Annotated in this window: 18 protein-coding genes; 10 read left to right on the top strand and 8 right to left on the bottom strand. The window is 51.1% G+C overall.

Annotated elements, in window-relative coordinates; translation table 11 throughout:
- The first annotated feature begins 55 nt into the window (after positions 1-55).
- Positions 56-1015: a TerC family protein gene (locus tag CA832_RS08360; protein ID WP_088341122.1), complete on the top strand. Its 960-nt coding sequence runs from the start codon at positions 56-58 to the stop codon at positions 1013-1015.
- Here CA832_RS08360 and CA832_RS08355 read toward each other — a convergent pair.
- Complete coding sequence (locus CA832_RS08355; protein WP_088341121.1) at positions 1012-1278, bottom strand: hypothetical protein; 267 nt, start codon at positions 1276-1278, stop codon at positions 1012-1014. The two genes, CA832_RS08360 and CA832_RS08355, sit on opposite strands and share 4 nt — an antisense overlap.
- A 204-nt stretch (positions 1279-1482) precedes the next feature.
- On the opposite strand from CA832_RS08355, the gene hpf reads away from it, so the two are divergent.
- Positions 1483-1785, top strand: a complete 303-nt coding sequence (hpf, locus tag CA832_RS08350; protein ID WP_088341120.1) for a ribosome hibernation-promoting factor, HPF/YfiA family — start codon at positions 1483-1485, stop codon at positions 1783-1785.
- A gap of 14 nt (positions 1786-1799) precedes the next feature.
- On the opposite strand, the gene CA832_RS08345 is transcribed toward hpf, so the two are convergent.
- The 4 genes from CA832_RS08345 to CA832_RS08330 form a co-directional block, all read right to left on the bottom strand.
- Positions 1800-2132: a hypothetical protein gene (locus tag CA832_RS08345; RefSeq protein WP_088341119.1), complete on the bottom strand. Its 333-nt coding sequence runs from the start codon at positions 2130-2132 to the stop codon at positions 1800-1802.
- A 128-nt stretch (positions 2133-2260) separates the two neighbouring features.
- Positions 2261-2947: an OmpA family protein gene (locus CA832_RS08340; RefSeq protein ID WP_088341118.1), complete on the bottom strand. Its 687-nt coding sequence runs from the start codon at positions 2945-2947 to the stop codon at positions 2261-2263.
- On the bottom strand, positions 2944-3435 hold the full coding sequence (locus tag CA832_RS08335) for a lipocalin-like domain-containing protein (protein WP_088341117.1): 492 nt from the start codon (positions 3433-3435) through the stop codon (positions 2944-2946). Before CA832_RS08335 ends, CA832_RS08340 begins: the two co-directional genes overlap by 4 nt.
- Positions 3436-3528: 93 nt before the next feature.
- Complete coding sequence (locus CA832_RS08330; protein ID WP_233131770.1) at positions 3529-5520, bottom strand: alpha-ketoacid dehydrogenase subunit alpha/beta; 1992 nt, start codon at positions 5518-5520, stop codon at positions 3529-3531.
- 97 nt (positions 5521-5617) lie between these two features.
- Here CA832_RS08330 and CA832_RS08325 point away from each other — a divergent pair, with 97 nt between their 5' ends.
- The 5 genes from CA832_RS08325 to CA832_RS08305 all read left to right on the top strand — a co-directional run bounded on the left by CA832_RS08325 (position 5618) and on the right by CA832_RS08305 (position 9666).
- Positions 5618-6568 carry an isopenicillin N synthase family dioxygenase gene (locus CA832_RS08325; protein ID WP_088341116.1) on the top strand — a complete coding sequence of 317 codons (951 nt, stop codon included), beginning with the start codon at positions 5618-5620 and terminating at the stop codon, positions 6566-6568.
- Positions 6569-6570: 2 nt separating this feature from the next.
- On the top strand, positions 6571-6909 hold the full coding sequence (locus CA832_RS08320) for a translation initiation factor (protein WP_088341115.1): 339 nt from the start codon (positions 6571-6573) through the stop codon (positions 6907-6909).
- Between the two features lie 90 nt (positions 6910-6999).
- Positions 7000-7932, top strand: a complete 933-nt coding sequence (locus CA832_RS08315) for a DUF1835 domain-containing protein (RefSeq protein ID WP_088341114.1) — start codon at positions 7000-7002, stop codon at positions 7930-7932.
- Position 7933: 1 nt separating this feature from the next.
- Complete coding sequence (locus tag CA832_RS08310) at positions 7934-8806, top strand: nucleoside phosphorylase (RefSeq protein ID WP_198944459.1); 873 nt, start codon at positions 7934-7936, stop codon at positions 8804-8806.
- A gap of 14 nt (positions 8807-8820) precedes the next feature.
- Complete coding sequence (locus CA832_RS08305; protein WP_088341113.1) at positions 8821-9666, top strand: substrate-binding domain-containing protein; 846 nt, start codon at positions 8821-8823, stop codon at positions 9664-9666.
- On the opposite strand, the gene ung is transcribed toward CA832_RS08305, so the two are convergent.
- Positions 9667-10332, bottom strand: a complete 666-nt coding sequence (gene ung / locus CA832_RS08300; RefSeq protein WP_088341112.1) for a uracil-DNA glycosylase — start codon at positions 10330-10332, stop codon at positions 9667-9669. It lies immediately after the preceding gene.
- Positions 10332-10865, bottom strand: a complete 534-nt coding sequence (locus CA832_RS08295) for a hypothetical protein (protein ID WP_088341111.1) — start codon at positions 10863-10865, stop codon at positions 10332-10334. Before CA832_RS08295 ends, ung begins: the two co-directional genes overlap by 1 nt.
- A gap of 139 nt (positions 10866-11004) precedes the next feature.
- Between CA832_RS08295 and CA832_RS08290 the strand changes: the two genes are divergently transcribed.
- Positions 11005-13185: an endonuclease MutS2 gene (locus CA832_RS08290; RefSeq protein ID WP_088341110.1), complete on the top strand. Its 2181-nt coding sequence runs from the start codon at positions 11005-11007 to the stop codon at positions 13183-13185.
- 164 nt (positions 13186-13349) lie between these two features.
- On the opposite strand, the gene CA832_RS08285 is transcribed toward CA832_RS08290, so the two are convergent.
- On the bottom strand, positions 13350-15398 hold the full coding sequence (locus CA832_RS08285; protein WP_088341109.1) for a thiol-activated cytolysin family protein: 2049 nt from the start codon (positions 15396-15398) through the stop codon (positions 13350-13352).
- A 308-nt stretch (positions 15399-15706) separates the two neighbouring features.
- Between CA832_RS08285 and CA832_RS08280 the strand changes: the two genes are divergently transcribed.
- Positions 15707-17584 carry a tetratricopeptide repeat protein gene (locus tag CA832_RS08280; RefSeq protein WP_088341108.1) on the top strand — a complete coding sequence of 626 codons (1878 nt, stop codon included), beginning with the start codon at positions 15707-15709 and terminating at the stop codon, positions 17582-17584.
- A 55-nt stretch (positions 17585-17639) separates the two neighbouring features.
- Positions 17640-19433, top strand: coding sequence for a tetratricopeptide repeat protein (locus tag CA832_RS08275; protein WP_088341107.1), 1794 nt, complete (start codon positions 17640-17642; stop codon positions 19431-19433).
- Positions 19434-19474: the final 41 nt, after the last annotated feature.

Below are 19474 nucleotides of genomic sequence, written 5' to 3'. Positions count from 1 at the left end.
TTTCTTTCCTTCCTGTCTGGCGGATGCTTATCTTTGTCTAAACGGATTACTACCCATGTGGATATGGATTGGCTTTATAGCCATCATTACAGTTTTCCTGGCCCTGGACCTGGGCGTGTTTCACAAGGAAGACCATGAAATAAAATCGAAGGAGGCCGCCACCTGGACGGCTGTCTGGGTCTCCATTGCCCTGGGCTTCAGCGGGGTGATTTATTGGCTCTTCAGCGGGGGGCATTTAGAAAACCCAACCGGACTTACCCCGGGAAGTGCCACCTTAAAATACATCACCGGGTACCTGATAGAACTCTCCCTGAGCATCGACAACGTTTTTGTAATTGCCGTTATTTTTTCTGCCTTTTCCATCCCACCCAAATACCAGCATCGGGTGTTGTTCTGGGGCATCCTGGGCGCCATCGTTTTCCGGGGGCTGATGATCCTCTTTGGGGTAGCCCTTATCAACCGGTTCGACTGGATTATATATGTTTTCGGGGCATTCCTGCTCTATACCGCCTTTAGGATGCTCCGGGCAGACGACCATGACTTCAACCCCCAGAATTCCTGGGTCTTCCGCCAACTCAAAAAGGTTTTTCCGATTACTGCTACCCTCCAGGGACACGATTTTTTTGTGCGGAGGATGGGTCTGGTTGCAGCGACGCCGCTTTTCGTTGCCCTGATCATCATAGAACTGACGGATATACTGTTCGCCCTGGACAGCATCCCGGCCATCCTGGCCATTACCGCCGACCCGTTTATCGTGTTTTCGTCGAATATCCTGGCTATACTGGGATTGCGCTCCATGTATTTCCTGATCTCGCGGATGCTGCAAAAATTTCGTTATATCAATTACAGCCTGGTGGTAATCCTGGCTTTCGTGGGCCTGAAAATGATCTTTTCCCATCATATCCATTTGCCCGAATGGGTATCGCTTACCGTGATCTCCACCTCCCTGATTGCAGGAATCCTATTTTCGGTGTATATCCCTGAAAAGAATTCCGGTTCCGCCGACCCTTCTTAAAGGGGAGCCAGAAACGCGCTTACCTCCGCTTCCAGAACCCTGAATTCTTCGAGCAGCCGACCAGAAGGCTCGGTTTGGGATTTAAGCCAGAGGGAACGCAATTGGTTGCGCAGGCCTTCGCGGACCTCAAACCTGGCTTGTGTCACCGGTTCGTGGCGATAGGAAATCAACAACCGCTGCAACCGTTCTATGCCCTTACGCAGGTATTCCGTGTGCGGTTTTTCCCGGGTTGGAGTTGCAGGTATGTGATGTATACGGTCCATGATTGGATCCTTGAAGAAACTACGGATTATTCGTACTTTAAATTACGAAAATAACACGGGACAACCAAAGGCACTGCCTATCGACATGAGGCTTAACGGAAGGATTACCTTTCGGTAATTTACCAGGGCGCCTCCCAAAATGACTATTGTCATACTGAGGGCTGGCTGCTTTGCATTACCTTTAAGTCAGAAATAAGGATTTTTATGGACATCAATTTCGAATACGACCAGGTGAAGGCGAGTAACCGCCTGGAGATATTGGCCGGTCAACGTTTGGATAAGTTGGCGCAGAAGTACGATTTCATTGTTCGCGCCGATGTTTTTTTGAAAACGGAGAATACCTCGGACCCCGATACGGGGAAAATCTGCAAAATACGACTGAGCCTACCCGGGCCGTTGCTCTTTGCAGAAGCCTCGCATGGGGCATTCGAAGCTTCTATTGCCGAAGCTACTGAAGACCTGGAAAGACAGCTGCGCAAGCGGAAAGAGAAGATGAAATCCTTTTAGAGCAGGGCAACCCCCTATTGCTCTTTTACCTGAAGAGTATCGGGTTGGGCCAGGAGGTTTGCCCAGAGGTCTCCGGAAGGCTTGCGATACAATTCCCTGAGTAACCGCAATCTTTTATGCCGGGATACTTCCATAGTATCCAGCATAGCCCTTCTGCGCTCCAGTTCTTCCTGCCGTTCCTGTTTCATGGCCAGCCGCTCCTCGTGGGGTATCACAAGGGCCTGGTCGTAGCGTTCCAGGGTAGTTACCTTGCGTACGCGCATTTCCTGTGCCTGAAGGCAAACCAAGCCAAAAAAGAAATACCCAAGGGCAAGGGCCGTAAATTGGAGTAAATTCCGGGGTCCCATTTCCAAATAGTGTTCCCCGAAAAGTAGCAAACTCTGCGTTCATACCTGCCTTATGCCGTTGATCTGCAAACTAATACGACAATCAGCAAAGTTGAATTAAAAAGCCCGGCGAGAGCCGGGCTGTGGTCCTAGTTTCCGGTTTCTTTCCGGGCTTCTTCCTTCAGGGCCTCGCTAGCCATGATCCCGAGTTCTACCCGCCGGTTTTGGGCTTTTCCTTCCGGGGTGCTATTGTCGGCCCGGGGTTGGGATTCCCCATACCATTTTACGGTAAAGCGGCTGGCGTCGACCCCCTGCGCAATGAGATAGTTGGCTACGGATTCGGCCCGCCTTTTGCTCAGCGCCAGATTATACTCCTCGGAGCCTGCACTGTCTGTATGTCCCTCTATAAGGATTACTGTTTTGGGGTACTCCTGGAAGATCCCGGCCAGGCGGCCCAGGGTCTCGGCGGAGGTTCCTTTTACCTCGTCCCGGTTGGTTTCGAAATATACGCCCGCATCTTCGGTGAAGGTCACATTGATTCCTTCCCCTACCCGGGTAACTTCTGCTCCGGGGACTTCCTCCTCGATCCGCTCGGCCTGGCGGTCCATTCGGTCGCCGATATAGCCACCGGCCACACCGCCAACAACACCGCCAATTATGGCGCCGAGGACAGAGTTCCCCTTGCCTACATTATTTCCAATGACCCCGCCTATAACAGCGCCTCCGGAAGCTCCTATGACGGCGCCTTTTTGTTTGTTATTGGCGTTTTTAACCGTACTGCACCCGGCAATCAAAAAGAAAGCGAAAAGGGCGGTAATCGTTCTGGTATGTCTCATGGTTTTATTTTTTTGGTGAAGTGATACAGAATAGTAATGGGCGACCCATCGGCTTGTACATTGGAACTTAGGGTCATCTGTGCCCCGTCGAGGGACTCGATAAGCAGGCGGTAGCCCTGCCCCCCGGAAATGTCCTTCAGGTTCTCATCGATGAATTTAAACTGGAATACCGATTTGTAGTTCTCTTCCCGCTCCTGCACGGACCAGCGAAAGAATCGGTCGCCCCCCTGGCAAAGACTGCCCTCGGTTAAGGTGTACCTTCCTGTGCTGTTGTTATCCCGGAAAAACCATTCACTGCCTTCAAAGCAAATGGCATCGGCATCGTTGAACAAGGTTGCCTGGAAAGCTCCCTCATTGTTTTGGTAGGAAATGTCTGTGAGTTCCCAGGTGCCGCTTAGCAGGTTACGCTGGCCTCTGGCAGACTTGGATACGGAACATCCCTGCAGGACCAAGAGCCCGGCAAAGAGTCCCAGAAAGATGGTTCTCATGGTTTGTGGTTTTTAATTTGATCTATATACGTACGAAGAGAGGCGGTCGGTTTGCGTCCGGGGTGCCTTCCTTCGACCTTTTCGATAAACGGTTTAGTACCGCATCAGATCCTCCAGGGCTGCCTTCAGACGACCCTTGGGCAGGTAGCCCGCCTCCAGGTTCCGTGCAAAAGGGATGGGCGTTTCCAGCCCGCCAACCAGTTTAACCGGGCCGTCCAGGGCTTCAAAGCAGGTATCGGCAATCCGGGCGGCAAGGTCGGAGCCTACTCCGCCAAATGCGCTGTCCTCTTGTAAGATAAGCACTTTTCCGGTTTTACGAACCGATGCAAAGACAGCGTCCCAGTCCAGGGGGCAAAGCGTTCGCAGGTCTAACAGGTCTACGCCTTCCAGGCTCATTTCACCGAGGGTTTCAAGGGCCCAGTGCACCCCGGCCCCATAGGTGATAAGGGTCAGGTCCCGGCCTTCGCGGAGAAGGTTGGCTTTCCCGAAAGGAATGGTGTAGTAATCGGTGGGAACATCCCCATACACGGACCGGTATAGGGCCTTGTGCTCGAAAAACAGGACGGGGTTCGGATCGTTTATGGCCGTAGCCAGCAACCCTTTGGCATCGTTGGGGAAGGCCGGGTAAACCACCTTCAGGCCCGGAACTTTCGTAAACCAGGCTTCATTGGTCTGCGAGTGAAAGGGCCCTGCCCCTACTCCAGCCCCGCAGGGCATACGCACCACCACATCGGCCGGTTGGCCCCAGCGGTAATGCACCTTTGCCAGGTAATTCACAATGGGGTTGAAACCGGAACTCACAAAGTCCGCGAACTGCATTTCCATAACGGCCTTCATCCCGTTGATGGCCAATCCCATGGCTGCCGATACCACCGCCGATTCGCAAATGGGGGTATTGCGCACACGGTCTTTGCCAAACCGGGATACAAACCCCTCGGTTACCTTGAATACCCCGCCGTATTCCGCAATATCCTGCCCCAGGATTACCAGGTTCCCGTGCCGCTCCATAGATTGCCCCAGACCCTGGGAAACCGCATCGACCAAACGTATATTGGTCTTTTCTGAATTTTGTTTTACCTCTTGATATACAAAAGGTTTAAATACATCATTTAACTCGTCACTTTCATTAAAACCCACAGGCTTTTCCGCAAAAGCCATTTCGAGGCCATCGTGGATTTCCTGTGTTATTTCCTGCTTGATGCGCACCTCTTCCTCTTCGCTGAGGATCCCGTGCTCTCGGAGGTAGGCCCCATAGTTTTCCAACGGGTCCCGCAAGGCCCAGTGTTCGAGTAATTCCTGGGGAACGTATTTGGTGCCGCTGGCCTCTTCGTGCCCGCGCATTCGGAAGGTCTTGAATTCCAGCAACACCGGTCGCGGATTTTTGCGCATGTCCTCACAGAGGGCATTTACTTGGGAGTAAACCTCCAGGATGTTGTTCCCATCCAGGATATGCGCCTCCATACCGTAGCCTGCCCCTCGGGACGCCAGGTCCTCACAACGGTACTGCTCGTTTACCGGGGTAGACAGTCCATACCCATTGTTTTCAATACAAAAAAGCACGGGAAGGTCCCAGACCGAAGCCAGGTTGAGCGCCTCGTGGAAATCCCCTTCGCTGGTAGCCCCCTCTCCGGTAAAAACAGCGGTTACCCGCCCATTCCCCTGCAGTACATCTGCCAGGGCAATGCCATCGGCCACGCCGAGTTGCGGCCCAAGGTGGGAAATCATCCCCACTATACGGTGCTCCTGCGTGCCAAAATGGAAACTCCGATCCCTGCCTTTGGTAAACCCCGATGCCTTACCCTGCCATTGGGCGAAAAGCCGGCTGAGAGGAACCTGCCGGGAAGTAAAGATCCCGAGGTTCCGGTGCATGGGCAGGATGTACTCTTCCGGTTTCAGGCAGGAGGCGACCCCAACTGCTATCGCTTCCTGGCCAATGCCGCTAAACCACTTGGAGATCTTACCCTGGCGCAGCAGGATAAGCATTTTCTCCTCGATCAGTCGGGGCTTCATCATCCCTTTGTAGAGGGACAGCAGCGTCTCGGCAGGCAGCTGGTAGGCGGAATAATCCATTTGGGGCTGGGACATAGGGCACCGGTTGTGATATCGGGAACAAATCTAAGGATTCGGACATAGAACGCCGCATTTTGTTTACTTTTGAAGGTATCTAATTCACAAGATTTCCATGAAACATATTCCCAGTGTAGACCTAAGGGATTTCACCAGTGAAGACCCGCAGCGCAAGCAAAAGTTTGTCCGGGAAATTGGCAGCGCCTTCGAAGAAATCGGCTTTGTAGCCCTTAGTGGGCATTTCCTTTCCGACAGTTTGGTATCCTCCCTCTACAAGGAGGTTAAGGCATTCTTTGCTTTGCCCCAGGAGGTGAAGGCGAAATACGAGATCGAAGGAATTGGGGGGCAACGGGGATATACCTCATTCGGGAAGGAACACGCCAAAGGGCGTTCTGAAGGGGACCTCAAGGAATTCTGGCATTTCGGCCAATATGTGGTGGATAACCCTGTCCTGGAGGCCCAGTATCCTCCCAATGTGCTCGTGGAGGAATTGCCCGGCTTTAACCAGGTAGGCAAAGAAACCTATAAGATGCTCGAGAAAACGGCGAGCTATGTCCTGCGGGCCCTGGCCCTCCATCTGGATTTGCCCGAGGGCTATTTCGACCCGTATATCCACAATGGGAATTCCATCCTGCGCCCCATCCACTACCCGCCTATAACCCAGGAACCCAAAAATGCGGTTCGCGCCGCCGCCCATGGCGACATCAACCTGATTACCCTGCTTATGGGTGCACACGGGAAAGGGCTGCAGGTGCAAAACCACGAAGGGGAATGGATCGACGCTATTGCCGCCCCGGACCAATTGATGATCAACGTGGGAGACATGCTCTCTCGCCTCTCCAACAACCGGTTGAAATCAACCATTCACCAGGTGGTCAACCCGCCTAGGGATCAGTGGGGTGCTTCCCGGTATTCCATACCTTTTTTCATGCACCCGGTCAGCGAAATGCCCCTGAATTGCCTGGAACACTGTATAGACGAGGAGCACCCGAAACTGTACGAGGATATTACTGCAGGGGAATTCCTGCATGAGAGGCTTATCGAGCTGGGGCTGGTAAAAGGGTAAACATGGATCTGGCAGACCAGTTACGCAACCTCTTCCCGGACCACGAACCGGACGAACCCGGGAATTCCAGGTCAGAAGAGGGTAATGACCATGGTTTATGGCTGCAGGAGGCACCAATCCGGTGTGTCTATGAAAAGCGCAAGGGAAAACCTGTGACTGTATTGGAAGGGTATACCGGGGCCGATTCCGACTTCCGGGAGCTCACCCGGATGCTGAAACGCGAATTACACGTGGGAGGCAGCTATAAGGACGACCGCATTGTTATCCAGGGGGATTACCGGGACCGCATTATGGACTTCCTAAAAGACCTGGGCTTCAAGGTAAAGCGGGTTGGTGGCTGAAACCCACTAATTCTCAGGGGTTTTGTTAATTTATTTTTGAAATTCTCGACGAAATGTTACTTTTATAAGTCAAACCAAACAACTGACACCATGAGCTCGCAGCTGCATATCACCAATGGTGATTCATTCACTCAGCGTCTTTTGGAGCTGAAGTTTAAAGGAGATATCATCACCTGGAGGGAGATGTTGTGTGAGGGCAAGACCGAGACCAACGTCGGCAGCGAGAGTTTCTGGAAGACCCGGTTTGATTACCTGCACAAGAATTATAACGTCAGTAAATCCTGGTTCATTGAAAAAACCCTGAAGGAGTATCGCTCCCTGTGCAACCATAAGCAGCAGGACGAAATCATCCTTTGGTTTGAATACGACCTTTTCTGCCAGATCAATATGCTGGCGGTGATCAGCTGGCTCAAGACCCACCGGCGCCACGCCCATATTACGCTCGCCTGCAGCGGGGACCAGGAGGGATCCGAAAAACTTCTGAGCCTAGGGGATTTGAACGAGGAGCAAATCCGCAAACTCTTCAAAAACCGGATTGCGCTTTCCCAGGATGACATCGAATATGCGGACTATGTGTGGCAACTCTATTGCAGTGACAACCCCATCCGGCTTGAAAACCTGTCGGACTACGGGAATTACCAGTTTGCCTACCTGAAGCCGACCATAGAAACCCACCTGAAGCGCTTTCCGACTATTAAAAATGGTCTGAATGAACTGGAAAACCATATCCTGAAGGTCGCCGCAGAAGAAAAACCCCGCTCCAAGAAGGCCTTTATGAATCTGCTCCTTAAAGACCAGGGGTGGTATGGCTTCGGGGATTCCCAGTACCAGCGTATCCTGCAAACGCTCAAACCGCTTTTCCAGACCATGAGTCCGGCCCGCCTCAATGAAAAAGGCATGCAGATCCTACAAAATAAAACCAGCTTCTATTCGGACCTGCGCAATAATGAAGCCTACCTGGGCGGGGCCCTCAAATACAATTTCCTCTACAACACCGAGGCCAACCGCATCCTAAAGCTCTGACATGTCCCTGGAGTCGTCCGAGCTAATCCTGAACGAGGACCAATCCATTTACCATTTAAGCCTCAAACCCGAAGACCTGGCCCCAACAGTTATCCTGGTGGGAGATCCCGGAAGGGTTTCGATGGTTTCGGAGCGCTTCGACCGCGTGGAAGTCCGCAAATCCCACAGGGAGTTTGTGACCCATACCGGCTGGCTTGGCAGTAAACGCCTGAGCGTGGTCTCTACCGGAATTGGTACGGATAACATCGATATCACCCTGAATGAGCTCGATGCCCTTGTAAACATTGATTTTAAGACACGCCGCCCCCATCCCGAAACGGTTTCCCTGGACCTGGTCCGGCTGGGTACCTCCGGCGCGATTCAGAAGGATATCCCCGTAGACGGGATGGTCCTCAGCGATTACGCCGTAGGCTTTGACGGCCTGCTTCATTTTTACCAGAGCTCCCAAATACAGGAACACTCTCTTCAGGATGCCCTGTCCCGGCATCTGCAGTGGTACCAGGCCAAAGCAGCGCCCTATGTGGTAAAAGCCCATTCAACCTGGAGCTCCCGATTTAAGGCAAAGAATGTGATTACCGGGATAACAGCCACCAATAGCGGCTTTTACGCCCCCCAGGGACGAAGGCTTCGCCTGGCCCCTCAGGACGAGGCATTTCTGCAAAAACTGGGAGCCTTTCGCCATGGGGAACTCAGGGTCACTAACATGGAAATGGAAACCGCGGGTATCTTCGGGCTTGCCAGATTGATGGGTCACCGGGCAGCCTCCCTGAACTGTATCCTGGCCAACAGGCCGGCCGCGGCCTTTTCCGCAGACCCGCATAAAGCAGTGGTAAAGCTCATCGACTTTGCCCTGGAACAAATCGCAGCAAACTAAAGACAGCAGGAACTTTGGAAAACGTACGCATTGCAGGGGTTCCGGAACACTTTAACCTTCCCTGGCACATGGCCATGGAGGAAGGTGCCTTTGCAGAAAAGGGCATTGCGTTACACTGGACGGATGTCCCGGAAGGGAGTGGCCGGATGGCAGAAATGCTGCGCAGAGGGGAAACGGATCTGGCTGTGATCCTCACGGATGGTTTTCTCAAAGCGGCCGCCGATGGGCTGCAGGCGGTAATCCTCCAGGAATATGTGGCCTCCCCCCTGCTCTGGGGTATTCATGTGGCCGCAGGGAGCCCCTACCACGCGCCCTCAGAGCTGAAAGGAAAGGTTGCTGCCATCAGCCGGCCGGGAAGCGGAAGCCAACTCATGGCTTATGTGCATGCCCGGGAAATGGAATGGAAACCTGAGGATGTCCGCTTCGAAGTTGTACACACCCTGGATGGGGCTATAAAAGCCCTCTCAGAAGGACAGGCAGCCTATTTCCTGTGGGAACGCTTTACCACGCAACCTGTGGTAGACCAGGGCGTCTTCAGGCGGATTGGCCAGTGCCCCACACCCTGGCCCTGCTTTATCCTGGTGGCCCGGTCGGAGTACGCAGCACGCCATAAAGCCCTTTTGGATAACCTTCGTGAAATTCTCAATACCTACACCCGGGAATTTCGAAACATCCCCAGTATAGACCGTACCCTGGCCAACCGCTACGGGCAGCGCCTGGAAGATGTAAAAAGCTGGCTGGGACTCACCCGATGGAGTCAGCAACAGATTTCATTGCAATCTCTTGAAAAAACAATTATTACACTAAGTGAATTAAAGCTTTTGTCTAATACAATAAACGCCAAAGACCTGTTGGTGTAGTTACCAAACCAACCCAGGTTTCCCCTGGCCTTCCAGATACCGGTTCGCCTGGCTGAAGTGGCCATTTCCAAACCACAGGCCTCTGTTGGCACTCAGCGGAGAGGGGTGGCCGGATATGAGGATCAAATGCCTGTTGCTGTCTATCAATTGGGCCTTTTTCTTGGCATACCCGCCCCACAACAGAAAAGCAATGCCCTTATGGCTCATGGAGAGCCGATGTATGACCGCATCGGTAAAGGTTTCCCACCCCTTCTTCTGATGGCTTCCGGCCTGGTGTGCCCGAACGGTCAACGTCGCGTTAAGCAAGAGTACCCCTTGCCGGGCCCAGCGCGTTAAATCGCCGCTTTGGGGGTAAGGAGCGCCGGTATCGGCCTGGATTTCCTTGAAGATGTTGATCAGGGAGGGTGGGTGGGCCTGCCCATCCCTAACGGAAAAGCACAACCCATGGGCCTGACCCGGGCCGTGGTAGGGGTCCTGCCCCATGATTACAGCCTTAATCTCCTCCGGCCCGCAGTGTGAGAAGGCTGCGAAGATCTCGCTCCCGGGCGGATAACACTTTTGGCTCCGGTATTCCTCCCGCACAAAAGCAGCAAGGGATGAAAAATAGGGCGCTTCAAATTCCTGTTTCAGGAGAGCTTTCCAGGCAGGGGCAATCCGAACCTCCATTAGTCCTCCTCTCCGCTTTCCAGGTCCAGGGCCCTTTCCAGGCGCGCATAACACTCCCGCTCTTCCTCACTAACCAGCACCCCACCTATACCGAAGAAATCCCCCTCCTTGGCCGCCACGGAAACATCACTGGCAATGCGCAGCAACCATTGGCGATAATCGGTCAGGGTATCTCCTGCCTCATGCTTAGCTAGGGCTTGAAGAACCTCAAGGGCACAGGCCTCTATATGATTCCATAAGTCGGTAGCCGAACGTATACCGGAAGCTGAGAGGAAATTCATAGCGCTGTCGTGCTGGGCAATGACGTCCATCTCTGCCTTTTCCCCGTCGGAGAGGGGCAGGATCCTGCTAATAAGCGGGTTACCAGGAAAAGCCTCCCTAGCCGAGAGGACACTGACCACCGCAGCATGCCTTTCCTGGGCAGATCCCGAAAGGCCACTCCGGCCGGCACCTTCCATGCCTATTGCCACCATATAGGGAAGTCGCTTGATTTTACCCCAGGTGTCTTCGGTGTATTTATCCTTGATATCCATGAAAGGAGTGTAAGGCATTAAGTTCCTTTAAAGGTACGAATTTCCGCCGTGTCCCTCCCAGGGATACAATGGTTTTCGCAGGTATGGGTTCCATGGCGGTGCCTGGCTTTTGCTTACCTTTGCCCTGTCTGGAATGCAAATGAAAGCGATACCCAAAAAAACCCTGGAAGACCTGGAGTTTCCCCAAATCCGGAAGCGCCTGGCGGCCTATTGCCATACCGGACCAGCGCGGGAGATGGCACTTACCATTGCACCATTTCGGAGCGAAGAAGAATTACTGGCTTCCCTGCAAAGAGCAAGCGAGTACCTCTCCTCCTTCCAAAATGAAAACAGAATCCCGGGGAGCTCCTTCGAACCCATAGACGAGGCCCTGGACCTTTTGCGTATCGAAAACAGCCTACTGCCTTTGGAAGACTTCCGGAATATGGCCGCTCTGACCTCCCAAATAAGGCTCCACCAGAAGTTTTTTGAAAAGTTCCGGGAATATTACCCACAACTGAATGAATGGGTCTTTCAGGCTACCTATAGGGAGGAAATTCCGCAGCATATCGGCCAGGTAATTGACAAGTTCGGGGAAATCCGGGACGATGCCTCGGAGTTGCTCCACAGTATCCGGCGGCAGATGAATGCCATAAAGGCCCAGATGGGGCAGAGTTTCAATGCCGCGCTGGCCCGGGCGGTTAAAGCAGAATACCTGGACGAAATTCGGGAATCTGTGGTGGACAACCGCCGGGTGCTGGCGGTTAAGGCTATGCACCGGCGCAAGGTCAAGGGGCAGGTCCTGGGTACTTCGAAAACAGGGAGTATTGTTTATATCGAACCCGAGGCTTCGGTACGTCACAGCCGGGAACTACAACTTCTTGAATTGGAGGAACAGGAAGAAATACGGCGCATCCTGAAAGCCCTTGGAGCTGCTTTGCGCCCCTTTATCCGGGAAATGACTGCCTACCAGGAGGTTATGACGGAAATGGATCTGACGGCTGCCAAGGCGGCATTTGCCCGCAGTATGAATGCCTTGTTGCCGGAAATCAATACAAACAAGACCCTGTTTCTCCGCGATGCCTACCATCCGCTTTTATTGCTGACCAATACCGAAAAACGGGAAAAGACCTGGCCGCAGACCATCAGTCTGAGTCCTGAAAATCGGATTATTGTGATTTCGGGACCCAACGCGGGGGGCAAGAGTATCACGTTAAAGACTATCGGGCTACTTCAGGTTATGCTTCAAAGCGGTCTGCTGATCCCCGTTCACGAGAAAAGCACCTGCTGTCTGTTCGGATCCGTCCTCACCGACATCGGAGACAACCAATCCATTGAAAACCACCTGAGCACCTACTCCTACCGGCTAAAGAACATGAACCGGTTCCTGCGCAAGTGCGACGCGGATACCCTTTTCTTAATCGATGAATTCGGGACGGGAAGCGACCCGGAATTGGGCGGTGCCCTGGCAGAGGTGTTTCTGGAAACCTTCTATGAAAGGGAGTCCTTCGGGGTGATAACCACCCATTATGCCAACCTGAAGGCACTGGCCGGGGAACTGCCCCATGCCACCAACGCCAATATGCTCTTCGACAGCCGGACCCTGGAACCCACCTTCCAATTGGAAATGGGCCAACCGGGGAGTTCGTTCACCTTCGAGGTAGCCCAGAAAAATGGCATCCCGTACAGCCTTATCAACAGGGCAAAGAAAAAAGTATCCCGCGGGAAGGTCCGCTTCGACGAAAGTATTGCCAAACTGCAAAAAGAACGGACGCGAATGGCCCAAACCGGCAACCGGTTACAGGAAGAAGAAACCCGGGCCCGGGAAGAAACTCAGAAAATGGAAACCCTCAATGCAAAGCTTAGGGACAAGCTGAGCAACTACCAGGAGCTCTACGATTACAATCAGCGTATGATCCACTTGGGCACGAGGGTCGATAAAATCGCATCCCAGTACTTCAGGGATAAGAAAAAACGGCCCCTCATTTCGGAACTGCTGCGGCTGGTGGAAACTGAAAACAGCAAGCGAAAAACAAAACCGCCCAAAGCATCTAAAAAAGCAGCCGCGGAACCCAAACCTCCGGAATCTGTCGCAAAGGAGGTAGCTAAAGAGGTGGCAGCCATCCGAAAAGAAAAGGCTAAGGCCAGAAAAAAGGCCGAACAAAAGGAAAAATCCAAGCCAAGGCCCGTCTTAAAAGTGGGGGACCGTGTACGTCTGGCAGACAGCAAGTCCGTAGGCAGCATCGACCAGATCGAAAAAAACAAAGCCATAGTAAATTATGGCATTTTTACCACCCAGGTTAGCCTGGACCAGCTGGAATTGGTGGAGGCGCGGAAATGACTTGACTGCTTTTCACAATTGCACTTTTCAGTGTTAAGGGGCACCCCCCTCCCCCCACCCATTCAAATTAGGAGCTAACCCTGCACTAAACCAGCAAAAAAACAACCGGCATCAAGTTGTTGAATCTACAACCTGAGTGGCCGGCTGTCCCTAATAAGCTAGAGCTAATTCAATACATACGGACCGTCTGCCGAGCCCAGTACACCGTTGCGCACAAAGAACTCGTCGCCAGCATCGTTGAAATACAATAATTTAAAGGCATTGGCTGTATTCCCAAGGGTGATTTTGCAGGCAGCCCCCACCTGGTCGAACGGGAAGGTCGAATTGGAAACGTTCAACAGATCCGCCCGGTTGGTCCAGGTACGGGTAACAATGGTCCCTGTTTCCGTAGTATTTCCGGTGAAAATATTGACCTTTTCAAACTTGTCTACAATATAATTCTCATAGGCATAGTAGTTGTTCTGATCCTTTTGGATATAAATATGTTTGTACGTACGGACATTGTGAACCGTTACTGATCCGAAACTGTTTTCCGTATAGGCCCGATCCTCATACCCGAGATATGCTGCGGCATCGAATCCCAGGCTTGAAAAGGGAAAAGAGTCCCCAGCCAACAGGTTGGAATTATGGACCTGGTTTACATTAAAAGGCCCTGTGTATCGCTCCCCGATATAAGTCGTGGGAATGGAATTGTTATTCCCGGCGTAGGGTGAAGGATTGAATTTCAGGATGACGAACTCAAGGCTGTTTTCATCATAGAGCCAAATTTCTCCGGGAATATACAGCAGTGCTGCACCTATCGCATCGTATCGCACAACACCCAAGGGGGCATTGGCATCCTTAATGGAGTAAACCGGTGAAATATTCCCCGTATTCCCATTGAACCAAATGTACTCGGTACCCGCTCCGTTGAAAAGGATGGCATTGGACCCGGCTACAGCAGTGGCAGCCCCGTAACCGTCTTCAAAGACCCCTTCCAGGTTCCGGTATCCGAGCGGGGGAAGGGCGCCCCGCAATTCGCAGGTAACCGCGTCGTATTCCGTAGCCAGCTTGGTGCCCACAACAATATCCGGGCGTTCCACACTGCGGACAATATAGGACAATGGCAGGCCTGCGCGTATATCGGTACTCTCGGCTAACTTGTTGGCTATGGCATTGATATTGGTCTCCCCGGTGAGTTCAAAGGTGCCCTTGGCATCGCCGCCATAGGCTATAACTTTAATGCGTACTTCGTCCAGAGAGTTAAAGGCATCAACTTCCACGCTGCCTTCCACCTTATTCTTGAAGGCACCATAAGAAGCATCCAGTTTGGCCGACATTTCCTGACGGGATGAGGTGGACTCTACCAGCATGTAAAAAATACGCCCGTAGGTAACCGATGAAATAAAGGTAGCCGGATTGTCCTCCTGCACATAGGTGCTCAGGTCCTCGGGGGTAACGCTTTCGTGAAAGATGTCTTCTTTGCGGGTGGGCAGATCAAAACTCATGGTGTAATACTCCTGGGTTAATTTCACCAGGAAACGGTTATAGGACTTATCTGTACTAAATGAAAGATCTGCCGAGGCCTTTGCCCGGAAGGTTTGAACATCGATACCCATTTCAATGGCGAGCTGGGACTCGGAAAATACCTCCTCAATATCCAGATTGAAATTGGCCGGGACCACATCCGGGGAATTGGCGATGATGTTGTTCATCGCATTCTGTATGGAGCTTTTGGTGACTTCCTCCACTTCGAAGGAGGAATTAAGGTTCCCGTTGTTGAGGTTATACGAAATAGTTCCTCCAGCCCGTTTCACCGGGATGATGGACGGGGTGGCATTCCTGAGGGATTTACCCTGAAGCAAGCTCGCCGGATAGATAACCTCGGCATTGGCATTGAACAAAGGAAATTTACCATTCCCGTCCAGGACACTTACCTTGGAAGATTGGCAGACAAACCGCTGGGTAACCTGGCTGCCATTCTGGTCTACCGTGTATTCCTCATTGTAGTTCTCCCCTACTTCCAGGGTATCCGTATCCCGGGACTCGGGGAACGACTCAAAGTCCCCGCCGCGGGCCAGGACACTGGCGAAGGTCAATGGACCATCCGGGGTCGGATTGGAAGTGGGGTCCGGGTCCGGCTCGGGATCATCTTTACTGCATGAACCGAGAGTCAAGGCTGCCCCGAGCAGAATGAGGGGCAAGATGTTAAGGCATTTGCTGATTGTTTTCATCGCGTATTGGTTTTTGAGATTCAACACGGCTAAACTATATGCGAGATTCTCCGCTCCCTAATTTTCAGCATGGACAAAGTATGGACAGATTTAAGTGTCCAACCCTCATTCGGGCATGGACACCTTCAATAACCGAAATGGACTGTTTATTTGTATTTAATTGTTTATCAACATTTTAAATAGTTGTAACAGATGATCGCTTCGATGAAATACATAGACAAGTCATGGACATGAGCCAATTTCGGCCAAACAGGCCCCGACGCATGACGGATTAATTACCCTATCTTGTTGATCATAAGAGCAATCGTATGTGGTATAAACAAATTTTGTTCTGCCTGGTGCTTTCTGTTTCCGCGTTAGGGCACGGACAAAACCCTTCGGATCCGGACAGTCTGCTAGCGGTATATAAACAACAACCCAGAGACACAAACAAAGTCCTGACCATAAATACTATTGTTAACTATTATATGTATCGCGATAATGCGAAAGCAGCGGAATTTGCGCGGGAACAACTTGCGCTCGCAGAATCCCTGGATTTTATTTCGGGGATATCTCAGGCCCATTATCAGTTAGGGATCGTCTATAACAACAGGGACATGGCCGATTCTGCAGCATACCACTACCGCAGAAGTTTGTCGTTGGCCAGAAAACTGGGGAAGCACATCCCAATTTCCAAGGCATTGCGCGCGTTGGCTATTTTGGAGTTCAGCCAGGGAAGGCTCAAGGCTGCCGATAGCATTAATTCCATCGATATGGAACAGGCGGTTCTTGCCGGAGATAGTTTGGGCATCGGACTGGCTTATGATTTCAGTGGTAGCGTTAACCAAAACAGAGGTTACTATTCTCTAGCCTTAAGCCATGTGTTGAAAGGGCTTGAGATTTTTGAGCGGTTGGGCGATTCGATTCGCATTGCCGATGCCATGAATCACCTGGCAACCTTAGAACACAATCTGGGTAATTTTCAAAAAGCAATCGATTATAATTCAGGGGCCCTGGCTATCTATGAAGCCCATGGAGATACCTATTACCAGGCACAGGCTTTAAATGATATCGGGCTCATGCATAAGCTTATGAACGATGAAAAACGCGCCCTCGAGTTCTTTGACCGAAGTCTGAAGAAATCGGAGGAAGCGGGAGTTACATCTCTTAAGGTGGCTGCGTTTACGAATATTGGAAGTGTTCATATTCAAATGGGGCAACCCAAAAACGCTATCGGTTTTCTGGAACAGGCCATTGAACTGGGCCAATCTATAAATGCCCAGCGTCGAATGGCCATTGCCCGAAACAGGCTGGCCGAGGCCTTATTGCTTGACGGTAAACCCACTGAAGCCCTGGAAGCCCTTAATTTGGCACAGACCTACGCACTGCAAACCGGCAGTCCATCTATACTTCGCACTTCTTTTGAAAACTACAGTGCTGTTTTTGAAACGCTGCAGCAACCGCAAAAAGCTTTGGAGTACTACAAAAAGTTTAAAACAATTAGCGATTCACTCCTTAACAGCGAAAAGGTCAGAACCATTGAAGGCTTAAGAGTTCAGTTTGATCTTACTAAAAAGGAGGCTGACCTAGCCCTGCAGGAAGAAGCGATTAAAACCTTAAATGCGAAAGCACAGGCAGACCGGCTGACCAAAGGCCTCTACGCCGGAGGCATGTTTTCCTTTCTGGCCATTTCCGGCGGGCTGTTTTTTGGGTTCCGTCAGCGCATAAAACGCAACAGGATTGCGCGGGAAAAACAGGAAGCCATTTATAGGCAAGAAATCGAACATAAGAAGAAGGAGTTGGCCAGCCAGACCCTGCACCTCGTTCAGAAGAATACCTTTCTGGAGGAGTTACAGGAAAACCTGGAGAACCTTCGGAAGTCCCCTGAGAAATTTAAAATGGAATTCCGGCGCATTGCGATGCTATTGCGGAAGGAAAAGGCCAGCGACAAGGATTGGGAGACCTTTAAAACCTATTTTGCCCAGGTACACAACGATTTTGATCAAAAGTTAAAAACCTTCTCACCAGACATATCCGAAAAGGAAATCCGCCTTGCTGCTTTCCTCAGGATGAACCTGACCACCAAGGAGATTGCCGCTACAATGAATGTGCTGCCGGAGAGTGTCCTAAAATCCAAATATCGTCTGAAGAAGAAACTTGGGATTAAACAGGAAATAGACCTGAATGAATTCCTCAATACGCTTTGACCATTTTACATGCGAAAGGAATTTGTCGGTTATGAACTTTCTAATACTGAAATAAATGAACATTCCATCCTTAATTATGGGGTTCCTGAAATCCGGAAAAACACTGGTGTTGTCATTCCTGCTGTGCTCCGCCTTGGCATCTTCCCAACAGCGGATAAACAGATCTATGGATAGCCTACTTAATTTGCTAAAGACCCAAAAAGACACGCAGTTAATTCTGACTTATAGAGCCGTGTACAATGATTATATGGCGGATGATCCCGAAAGGGCCAAAGCCTACCTGGACACAGCTATAGTTTTGGCCCGGGATGTCAAAAGCACCAACGTGCGTGCGCGATTGCTTCATGACCTGGCCTATTACCACAACAGATTGGGAAATTATACCAAGTCTGAAGAACTTTATTTAAAAGCAATTGATTCGTTTGCCAAGGCAAAAAACCTGGGAATGCTGCAGGTGGCCCATAATGTTCTGGGTGTTGTTCAGAAGAATCGGGGCAGGTTTGACGATGCCTTGAAGTCCTATATGAATTCCCTTAAATATTCGGATACTTTGGGAGATTCTGAGTACTACAGGTTACCTACGTTCCACAATTTGGGGGTCCTATTGGCTGAAATGGGAGAATGGGAGCGGTCTAATGAATACTATCGCAAGACTATAGCGGCCAGCGAAAAATATGACGAATTCTGGGGAGCAGCAATTGCCCGATCCAATATGGCTACAAATATGGTATCCAATGGTGAATATGAAAAGGCGCTGCCAATTTATTTAGAAGCACTTACATTTTTTGAAAGCGAACAGTATGAATTTGAAACGGGTGAGCAATATGCGCATTTGGGCGAACTATACATGGAGTTAGGTGATTATGAAAAAAGTAAATCCGCTTTATTGCGATCCCAGGAGATAGGTAAAAAAACGGGTGAGCTAGCCATGCAAATCACTGCCGGGAGGCACTTGGGTGAATTATACCTTCGGATGAAGCAGCCGGAGGCTTCCCTGCGCGCCTTAAATCAAGCCTTGAATCTAGCTAGTGAGGCGGATTATAAGCCTGAGATCATTAGGCTTCTAAAGCAAATCGGTGATACGTATGCTACGCAAGGCAAATACAAAGAGGCCTATGCCTACCGGGACCGACATTTCCTGGCGTACGATTCGACTTTTCAAAAGGAAAAGGTGGAACAAATCAACGCCTTAGAAATTAGATACCAAACAGCACAGAAAGAGGCAGACATCGCACTAAAAGAGGAAGAGATCAATACCCTAAACGAAAAAGCCAAAGTGGATAAACTTTCCAAAAGTCTTTATGCTGGAGGTATGTTTTCGTTCCTGGCGATATCCGGCGGGCTGTTTTTTGGGTTCCGCCAGCGCATAAAGCGCAACAGGATTGCGCGGGAAAAACAGGAAGCGATCTTCAGGCAAGAAATCGAACATAAGAAGAAGGAGTTGGCCAGCCAGACCCTGCACCTCGTACAGAAGAATACCTTTCTGGAGGAGTTGCAGGAAAACCTGGAGAACCTTCGGAAGTCCCCGGAGAAATTTAAAATGGAATTCCGGCGCATTGCGATGCTATTGCGGAAGGAAAAGGCCAGCGACAAGGATTGGGAGACCTTTAAAACCTATTTTGCCCAGGTACACAACGATTTTGACCAAAAGCTTAAAACGCTTTCGCCCGATATATCCGAAAAGGAAATCCGCCTCGCAGCCTTCCTCAGGATGAACCTGACCACCAAAGAGATTGCCGCCACCATGAACGTGCTGCCCGAGAGTATTCTGAAGTCAAAATACCGGTTAAAGAAGAAGCTTGGATTAGAGAAAGATATGGACCTGGGTACCTTCCTGGCCTCAATCTAATTTCCGGGGCACCCCCTCCCCCCACCCAACCATATTAACCT

This window comes from Robiginitalea sediminis (genome assembly GCF_002198115.1).
Classification (GTDB): domain Bacteria; phylum Bacteroidota; class Bacteroidia; order Flavobacteriales; family Flavobacteriaceae; genus Robiginitalea; species Robiginitalea sediminis.
The sequence above is the reverse complement of the archived record's forward strand: the minus strand, read 5'-3'. Positions and strand labels throughout refer to the sequence as shown.

What these genes read in the sequence shown, in the direction of transcription:
- CA832_RS08360 (WP_088341122.1), top strand. Translation starts at nt 56, where the DNA reads ATGTGGATATGGATTGGCTTTATAGCCATCATTACAGTTTTCCTGGCC.
- CA832_RS08275 (WP_088341107.1), top strand. Translation starts at nt 17,640, where the DNA reads ATGAACATTCCATCCTTAATTATGGGGTTCCTGAAATCCGGAAAAACA.
- CA832_RS08315 (WP_088341114.1), top strand. Translation starts at nt 7,000, where the DNA reads ATGAGCTCGCAGCTGCATATCACCAATGGTGATTCATTCACTCAGCGT.
- ung (WP_088341112.1), bottom strand. Translation starts at nt 10,332, where the DNA reads ATGGAGGTTCGGATTGCCCCTGCCTGGAAAGCTCTCCTGAAACAGGAA.
- CA832_RS08335 (WP_088341117.1), bottom strand. Translation starts at nt 3,435, where the DNA reads ATGAGAACCATCTTTCTGGGACTCTTTGCCGGGCTCTTGGTCCTGCAG.
- CA832_RS08290 (WP_088341110.1), top strand. Translation starts at nt 11,005, where the DNA reads ATGAAAGCGATACCCAAAAAAACCCTGGAAGACCTGGAGTTTCCCCAA.
- CA832_RS08320 (WP_088341115.1), top strand. Translation starts at nt 6,571, where the DNA reads ATGGATCTGGCAGACCAGTTACGCAACCTCTTCCCGGACCACGAACCG.
- CA832_RS08280 (WP_088341108.1), top strand. Translation starts at nt 15,707, where the DNA reads ATGTGGTATAAACAAATTTTGTTCTGCCTGGTGCTTTCTGTTTCCGCG.
- CA832_RS08310 (WP_198944459.1), top strand. Translation starts at nt 7,934, where the DNA reads ATGTCCCTGGAGTCGTCCGAGCTAATCCTGAACGAGGACCAATCCATT.
- CA832_RS08295 (WP_088341111.1), bottom strand. Translation starts at nt 10,865, where the DNA reads ATGGATATCAAGGATAAATACACCGAAGACACCTGGGGTAAAATCAAG.
- CA832_RS08345 (WP_088341119.1), bottom strand. Translation starts at nt 2,132, where the DNA reads ATGGGACCCCGGAATTTACTCCAATTTACGGCCCTTGCCCTTGGGTAT.
- CA832_RS08355 (WP_088341121.1), bottom strand. Translation starts at nt 1,278, where the DNA reads ATGGACCGTATACATCACATACCTGCAACTCCAACCCGGGAAAAACCG.
- CA832_RS08330 (WP_233131770.1), bottom strand. Translation starts at nt 5,520, where the DNA reads ATGTCCCAGCCCCAAATGGATTATTCCGCCTACCAGCTGCCTGCCGAG.
- CA832_RS08325 (WP_088341116.1), top strand. Translation starts at nt 5,618, where the DNA reads ATGAAACATATTCCCAGTGTAGACCTAAGGGATTTCACCAGTGAAGAC.
- CA832_RS08285 (WP_088341109.1), bottom strand. Translation starts at nt 15,398, where the DNA reads ATGAAAACAATCAGCAAATGCCTTAACATCTTGCCCCTCATTCTGCTC.
- hpf (WP_088341120.1), top strand. Translation starts at nt 1,483, where the DNA reads ATGGACATCAATTTCGAATACGACCAGGTGAAGGCGAGTAACCGCCTG.
- CA832_RS08340 (WP_088341118.1), bottom strand. Translation starts at nt 2,947, where the DNA reads ATGAGACATACCAGAACGATTACCGCCCTTTTCGCTTTCTTTTTGATT.